Source organism: Verrucomicrobiia bacterium (genome assembly GCA_035765895.1).
In the GTDB taxonomy this organism is placed as follows: Bacteria; Verrucomicrobiota; Verrucomicrobiia; order Limisphaerales; family DSYF01; genus DSYF01.
Genome location: DASTWL010000042.1, coordinates 80,475 through 88,102 on the forward strand (window position 1 = coordinate 80,475; position 7,628 = coordinate 88,102).

The following is a 7,628-nucleotide window of genomic DNA, read 5'->3' on the forward strand; positions in this document are numbered from 1 at the left end:
ATACTGCTGCCAATAAGCAGTTTGCAAAATATAAATCAGAACTTGCATTTTAACTAAATGACAAAGTGCATGTCATGCAGTATTGTGTTTGACATTTAGTGCATGGATTGCGATTATGTCGTCAAGAAAGGCGATAGATATGAACGAAAATGAACAAATACGCGGTATTTTGGTGAAGTTGCGGGAGAAGGCTGGGCTGTCTCAGGCACAACTGGCCGAGCGGTTGCAGTTCAATGCGAGTCGGGTTTCCCGGCTGGAGTCAGGAGGAACGGAGCTAACGTTGGAGGACGCAGAGCTGATTGCGTCAGGGATCGCATCCGAGGAATCCAAGGCGTTTGCGGACTATCTTCGGAGCGAGTGGAAAATCCTCGAACGTCCCGGCTTCAACCATGTCAGCCTGGCCTCGCTGTGGAAAGCGGAGGAAGCATTGCAGCGCGTGGCGGAACTGGAGAGCGACCCTGATCTTAAGAACGCCTTCGTGCAACAAATCCGTTCCTGCCGTCAGGCATTGGAGCGGGCGGCGAATGCGCTGCGCTCGACGGAGCATCCCATTTCTTTGATTGGCGCACCGGGGGTCGGCAAGACAACGGTGATTTGCACGCTGGCACAGTTACGCAAGGGTGATTGGGATTCCGATCTCGACAAACAAATGGCACTGCAAACCGGCGGTGGCCGTCAGACCTTGTGCGAGGTGCATGTGCGCAACGGTGGTGAGTTCAACATTTCGGTTGAAGCCTGCACGCCAGAAGAACTGCAACAGTATGTGGGCGAGTTCTGTGATGATCTGCTGGCGGAATTGAATCCCGACAAAGGCGGTTCGCGAGAAGGCCCTGGTCTGAGCGCTGAGGTGGACCGCGCCATCCGCAACATGACCGGCCTGACTGTCAAACGGAGTAAGGATGCGGACGGGAAAATTGTCCGCGACGACCGCGCCCTCGATCTGGCGAAACAGTTCCCCAAGAAGGAAGACCTGATGGTGCAGGTGCTATTGAAACTGGACCTGCCCCGGCGTAACCGAACTTCCATTTCCTTTCCGCGAGAGTCCACAATGGCCGGCCTGGAGTGGGTTTCCAAAACTTTTGCCGAGGTCAATTACGGCCGTCACCCTGAATTTTCGCTGCCGCGCCGCATTGAAATCACCGTGCCGAAGCGGGTGTTGAACACGGATGAATTTGACCTACGCCTGATTGATACGCGGGGCGTGGATGAGCCGACCGCACCGCGCCGGGATTTGCAGGCCTATTTGGATGATCCGCGCGCCGCGATCGTGTTGTGCTCCGGCTTCAACGACGCGCCGGAAGCGGCGGTGCAAGCGGTCATCGAGCGTGCTGTGGAAGGCGGATTGCAGCAGGAACTTATCAAGCGCGGGGTCTTGCTGGTGTTGCCAGGCGGCGATGAAGATTGCACGTTGCGCGATCCCGTGACGGGCGAACGGGTTGCCAACGCCAAAGAGGGCCGGGAAATTCGGCGGGAGCAAATCGCCCCGACGCTGCACCCGTTTGGCGTGCGGCATCTTCCGGTGGTGTTTGCAGATGTTCGGTCTCCGGAAGACTGCGAGGAGCTGCGGCGGGCATTGGTCAGCAAGATCAAGGAAATCCGGCAACGGCAGGAGAAGGAGATTGAGAGCCTTTCAGCGACGATTGACCGGCTGATTGCCAATCGGAAAGACGCGGAGACGCGGGCCGTGTTCGAGGCAGCGACAAAGGATTTGCGCAACTGGTTTGCCTCGCACGCCACCCTGCCACCGGCCGACATGGAAGTGCAAAGCGCCCTGATCGAGGAAATGGACGGGTTGCGGTATGCCTCGAGCTTGCGGGCGTCAGTTAATCGCCGCGGGAACTGGCACAACTTTGATTACTGGCACGGCCTGGGATTTGGCACGCGGCGCGAAGCGGTGGCACGGGCCGCGAAGCAGGTAGAGGAACTCAAAGTATTGATTGCCGCCGTGCTGCGCGATGACCAATTGTCTCCCGCGCATGACTTCATCAAGCACTTTGCCAACGAGTTGGAGAAGTCGGTGAGTGATTATTACCAGTGGACGCAATCGCTGGGCGAAGGCGCGTTTCAAAACCAGTTGGGCGAAGACTTCGACTACTGGAAGCGTTGCCAGGACCGGTGGGGTGGCGGGCCGGGCTACAAGACAGAGATCCGGCAGTGGACCTCGCGCTGGTTTGATGCGGACGCCAGCAAGCAACGGAGCGAGTTTGTGGAAACCGAACTGCAGCGCCAGTGGAAGGAGTTGTTCCAACAACTGAATGCGCAACTGTCGTCCGCAGACCCGGAGGCGAGCGCGGTCGCCAATTAGGTCCGTGGGCGGAGGATTTAGCACTAAAACCCTGCATTCGACTCTCATTTTCCGTGAATCGTTTTTACGCAATAGAACGTGCTTGCTATTATGGCAAACATGCGTTAAATGGATTCACGAGCGCCGGAAAGGTGTTCGTAGGCAGGATGACAACGTGATGAAAGAACGACTTGGCAGGCTGGCGGAGATTCGGACGGGTTATCCGTTCCGCGGTCGCATTGACCGCGTGGAAGACGGCAATTGCCGGCTGGTGCAGATGGGTGATGTGCGGGCCAGCGCCGGCGATGTGACCGACGTGGCGGCGCGGGTGAATCTGCCGGAAGGTCCGGGCAAGCATGTGCTGCACTACGGCGACGTGCTGTTTGTCGGGCGCGGGATGCGGAACGAGGCGGCGACGTTCGTGGCCGAGGGCGGCAACGTGATCGCCGCGCCGCATCTGTTCGTGCTGCGGACGGAAGGCCGCGTGGCCTTCCCGGATTACCTGACGTGGTGGCTGAACCTGCCGGAGACGCAGGAGAAAATCCGGGCCATGCGGCGCGGCTCGGCCGTGCCGTTCGTGCCGATGAGCAACCTGGCCGCGCTGGAAGTGCCCCTGCCCAGCATCGACATGCAGAACCACATTGCGGGCATCCAACGCCTGAGCCTGCAGGAGCAAAGTCTGATGGAACAGATCCGGGAACGCCGCCGCGCCCTGGTGGACGGACTGCTGTTGGAAGCAGTGAGACGGACCACAGCGGGAAGCGCGACGGCAAACCATTAACGCGGAAGCAAACGAACCATTTACCAATACCATGAAAAAAATCAGCCAAGACGAAATCAACGACGTGGCGTGGAAGGCGTGCGACACGTTTCGCGGCACGATTGATCCCGCGCAATACAAGGATTACATCCTCGTGATGTTGTTCCTGAAATACCTGTCGGACGTGTGGAAGGACAAGCAGGAGGAATACGAGAAGGAGTTCAAGGGCGACAAGGAACGGGTGGCCCGCCGGCTGGCCCGCGAGCGCTTTGTGCTGCCCGCAGGGTGCGATTATTACACCCTCTACGCCAAGCGCAACGAGGCGAACATCGGCGAGCTGATCAACGTGGCGCTGGAGCAGATCGAGGATGCGAACAAGGCCAAGCTGGAGGGCGTGTTTCGCAACATTGATTTCAACTCGGAAGCCAATCTGGGCCAGACGAAGGAACGCAACAAGCGGCTGAAACATCTGCTGGAGGATTTTGCCGACGAACGGCTGGACCTGCGGCCCTCGGTGGTGGGCAAGCAGGACATCATTGGCAACACCTACCAGTATTTGATTGGCCGGTTTGCCAGCGACGCGGGGAAGAAGGGCGGCGAGTTCTACACGCCGGGTGAAGTCTCGGAACTGCTGGCGAAGCTGCTCGCGCCGAAAAGCGGCAACCGGATTTGCGACCCGACTTCCGGCAGCGGCTCGCTGCTGATTCAGGTGGGCGACCAGGTGAGCGACGGGAATTTTTCCCTCTACGGGCAGGAGATGAACGGCAGCACGTGGGCGTTGTGCCGGATGAACATGTTTCTGCACCACAAGGACAGTGCGCGGATTGAGTGGGGCGACACCATCACGAACCCGAAGCTGATCGAGAAAGATGCATTGATGAAGTTTGACGTGGTGGTGGCGAACATGCCGTTCTCGCTGGACAAGTGGGGCGCGGAAGGCGCGGAGGCGGACAAGTATCACCGCTTCCACCGCGGCGTGCCGCCGAAGAGCAAAGGCGATTATGCCTTCCTGTGCCACATGATTGAGACGGCGGTGGAAGGCACAGGCAAGGTGGGCGCGATCACGCCGCACGGCGTGCTGTTCCGTGGCGGCGCGGAAGGACGCATCCGCCAGGCGCTGATTGAGGAAAACCTGCTGGAAGCCGTGATTGGTCTGCCGCCTGGACTTTTTTACGGCACGGGCATCCCGGCGGTGATCCTGATTTTCAACAAGGGGAAGAAAACCAAGGACGTGCTGTTCATTGATGCGAGCCGGGAGTTTGTGGAGAGCACGAATCAGAACAAGCTGGGCGCGGAGCACATTGCAAAAATCGTGGCTACCTACAAGGCGTTTAAGACCGTGGACAAGTATGCCTACCGCGCCACGCCACAAGAAATTGCCGAGAACGATTACAATCTGAACATTCCGCGTTATGTGGACACATTTGAGCCTGAGAAGATGGTGGATTTGAAGGCCGTGCAAAAGGAGATCGAAACGCTCGAAGGCGAACTGGCCGGCGTGCGCAAGCAGATGGCGGGTTACTTGAAGGATCTCGGGGTATGAAGAAGCTCCCCGCTGGCTGGCAGATGATTGCTTTCGGTGAGATTGTGGAACAATCTCAATATGGGCTGTCCTCTTCGTCGAGTCCTGATGGACGCATCCCCATTTTGGGGATGAAGAACATCAATGATGGCAAGCTTGTGTGTGATGATGTCGCACGGGTCAACGTCTCCGAAGAGGAGTTGAAAAACTACCGTCTGGAAGCAGGCGATCTGCTGTTCAATCGCACAAACAGCCCTGATCTCGTGGGGAAAACGGCACTCTTTTCCGAAACAGGAGATTTCGTGTGCGCGTCTTATCTCGTCCGTTTTACCCTTCGACGGGACTTGGTTGACCCGCGCTTCGTCTGTTACTGGTTCAATACCGACCATTCGCAGCGGACTCTGCAACAACTGGCGACGAAAGCTGTTGCGCAGGCGAACATTAACCCCACGGCACTTCAGAAAATGTTTCGTTTGCCGTTGCCGTCCAAGTCGGAGCAAATCGAAATAGCGGATAGGTTGGCCTGCTGGGACGAAGCAATTTCTGGTGTAAAATCCATTCTGGCGGCGAAAACAGAGCAGAAGCGCGGGCTGATGCAGCAACTTTTGACAGGGCAGACGCGGTTCAAGGAGTTCAAGGGGGAGAAGTGGCGGCACTGTCATCTTGGCGATGTAGTCCAAGCAATGTCGCGCCCCGTGGCGTGGGATGAGAATGAGCTGTATCGGCTGGCTATTGTTCGCCGCTGGTGCGGCGGCGTGGATTTGCGCGAGTCACTCTACGGCCACCAGATCAAAGTGAAGAAGCTGCAGACGATCCGGACTGGTGATTTTCTCATTTCGCATATTCAAGCGGCCTACGGAGCAATGGCGCTCGTGCCCGAAGAATTTGACGGCGCGAAAGTATCTGAACTTTACACCATCCTTCGCCCCAAAGATCCCAAGGCATTTGACATTCGGATTTTGGGCTACCTCGGCCAGACAAAGCGGATGTGGTATATGGCGATTCAGGCGAGCAATGGATTTTTTGCGGAACGCTTGCGGCTGAATTTTGACCCGGACGAATTTTTGCACCTACCAGTGAACATTCCGCCGACATTTGCGGAACAGAAGAAGATCGCGGACACACTGGAAGCCTGCGACCGCGAAATCGAGTTGCTGCAAAAGCAACTCGCCGCGTTGAAGGAGCAAAAGCGCGGGCTGATGCAGAAACTGTTGACGGGAGAAGTGAGGGTGAAAACGAAATGAAGAAGGAAGAATGATGAATGCTGAACCAGTCAAAAACCAAGCTCCGGTCGAGCCGCGTTGTTACTCGCATGTGCTTCACTTTCCGAATAAGAGGCCATTTGACAACGCCGACCTCCGCTGGCCGGGGTTCATCGGAGAATTTGTTACCCCGATCGTGACGAGCCATCCCGAAGTGCTCTACTGGTTCTCGTTCTACGGAGCGTTCGCGCGTTTCCGCGTTCATACAGCAGATTACGAAGCCCTGCGCCCGCAGTTGGAGGCGTTGCGAGACAAGTTAGGTTTGGAGGACAGAGGGGAAGAAAAGGATTATGTCCTGGAGAATGATTTGGGGAGCGCTCGCTTTCGTGGGCCTAACTGCAAGGTGTCCGCAAAAGCGAGGGGGGAATCGGTTTTACGGGCGTTGAAGGGAGCAAGTGATTTGATGGTCGAGAGCGTCATTCAGCGCCCGGACGGCTATTGGGAATTTGAATTGAACGAAGACGTGTTGCAAAACCCTGTGAGCGGTCATCGATTCAGTGTTTGCCACCTTTTCCATAACCTGATGGACAGCAAAGCGCGGGTGTTTGCGTTTCATGATGCGCGGGGTTTCGACGGGGTTCTGTCACACATCTATTTTCATAACGCTCGACAGAAAGGGCAGATCGCGCCCGTGAGTGCGCAGCATCACGACATTTTGATGTGAACTAGAGGGTAAAATTTATACAACATGAGCAATCCCGCAAAATCGGTATCGGACAAGGATGGAAAGCGCTTTCTGCAACAAGCGTTCCACGAACAGCAAAAAGTTCTGCAAGCTCAACTGGAGTATGCCAAGAAAACCATAACGCATGACGGCAAGTGCGGCGACGTTACGGAAAAGCATTTCTTGAAATTGTTGGCGGCTTATTTGCCGAATCGCTATGCCGTGGACTCGGCCATCGTCATTGATAGCAAGGGCCAGACGAGCGACCAAATGGATGTGGTGATCTACGATTGCCAATATACCCCGTGCCTGCTGGACCAGCATGACCACAAATATATTCCAGCTGAAGCGGTCTATGCCGTGTTGGAAGTGAAGCCTGAAATCAATGCGAAGTATTTGACGTATGCCGGGAAAAAGGCGAGGTCCGTTCGCCGCCTGCACCGGACATCCATTCCGATACCGCACGCTGGAGGAACTCCATACCCCCCGAAGGCGCTATTTCCAATAACTGCGGGACTGATTGCCGCCGAAGTTGCTTGGAAGGATGGCTTCGGCAAGACATTTGCAAAACAGTTCAACGCGTTGAAAGGCGATCATCGCCTAGACTGTGTGCTGGCAGTAAGCAGCGCGTCGTTTGATGCCTTTGAAAAGAAGCCGCTGGTGGTGGGCGGGAACAATGCCTTGGTGTTCTTTTTGTTCAGGCTTTTGCAGAAGCTTCAGTCGTTGGGAACTGTGCCGGCCATTGATTGGAACGCCTACGCGTCCCAGCTCGCCAACGTCAAACTCCCCTGAAATAGACCTATGTTTGACTACAACGAGCAAATCCAAGCCTACGAGGATGACTGCGTCAATCTGCCGCAAGCCATCAAGGACAAGCTGCGTGGTCATCGCGAGGCCAACCGCACCCGGCTCAAGAACAACCGCCCGGATGGAATCCGCCTGAACGACAACCATTTCATCCCGCAAGGATCAATGGCAATCAACACGACGGTGCAAGAGGATGAAAATGCCTACGACATTGATGATGGTGTCTGGTTTCACGCGGATGATTTGAAGAAGCAGGACGGGACGGACTACACGGCCAAGGAGACGCAGGAAATGGTGCGGGACGCCCTGAAAGACGACAAGTTCAACAA

At 56.2% G+C, this 7,628-nt stretch carries 7 protein-coding genes; all 7 read left to right on the forward strand.

What is annotated here, in order from left to right; translation table 11 throughout:
- The first annotated feature begins 139 nt into the window (after positions 1-139).
- The gene (locus VFV96_09370; protein ID HEU5070606.1) at positions 140-2,305 is read left to right on the forward strand and encodes a helix-turn-helix transcriptional regulator; all 2,166 of its coding nucleotides are present in this window, start codon (positions 140-142) and stop codon (positions 2,303-2,305) included.
- A 157-nt stretch (positions 2,306-2,462) separates the two neighbouring features.
- The gene (locus tag VFV96_09375) at positions 2,463-3,065 is read left to right on the forward strand and encodes a restriction endonuclease subunit S (GenBank protein HEU5070607.1); all 603 of its coding nucleotides are present in this window, start codon (positions 2,463-2,465) and stop codon (positions 3,063-3,065) included.
- Between the two features lie 31 nt (positions 3,066-3,096).
- Positions 3,097-4,587: a type I restriction-modification system subunit M gene (locus tag VFV96_09380; GenBank protein HEU5070608.1), complete on the forward strand. Its 1,491-nt coding sequence runs from the start codon at positions 3,097-3,099 to the stop codon at positions 4,585-4,587.
- The gene (locus VFV96_09385; GenBank protein HEU5070609.1) at positions 4,584-5,810 is read left to right on the forward strand and encodes a restriction endonuclease subunit S; all 1,227 of its coding nucleotides are present in this window, start codon (positions 4,584-4,586) and stop codon (positions 5,808-5,810) included. Before VFV96_09380 ends, VFV96_09385 begins: the two co-directional genes overlap by 4 nt.
- Before the next feature lie 10 nt (positions 5,811-5,820).
- Positions 5,821-6,492, forward strand: a complete 672-nt coding sequence (locus VFV96_09390) for a hypothetical protein (GenBank protein ID HEU5070610.1) — start codon at positions 5,821-5,823, stop codon at positions 6,490-6,492.
- 24 nt (positions 6,493-6,516) lie between these two features.
- Positions 6,517-7,284 (forward strand): DUF6602 domain-containing protein, encoded by a 768-nt coding sequence (locus VFV96_09395; GenBank protein ID HEU5070611.1) that lies wholly within the window; start codon positions 6,517-6,519, stop codon positions 7,282-7,284.
- Positions 7,285-7,293: 9 nt separating this feature from the next.
- The coding region (locus VFV96_09400; protein ID HEU5070612.1) for a hypothetical protein at positions 7,294-7,628 on the forward strand (335 nt) is incomplete at its 3' end.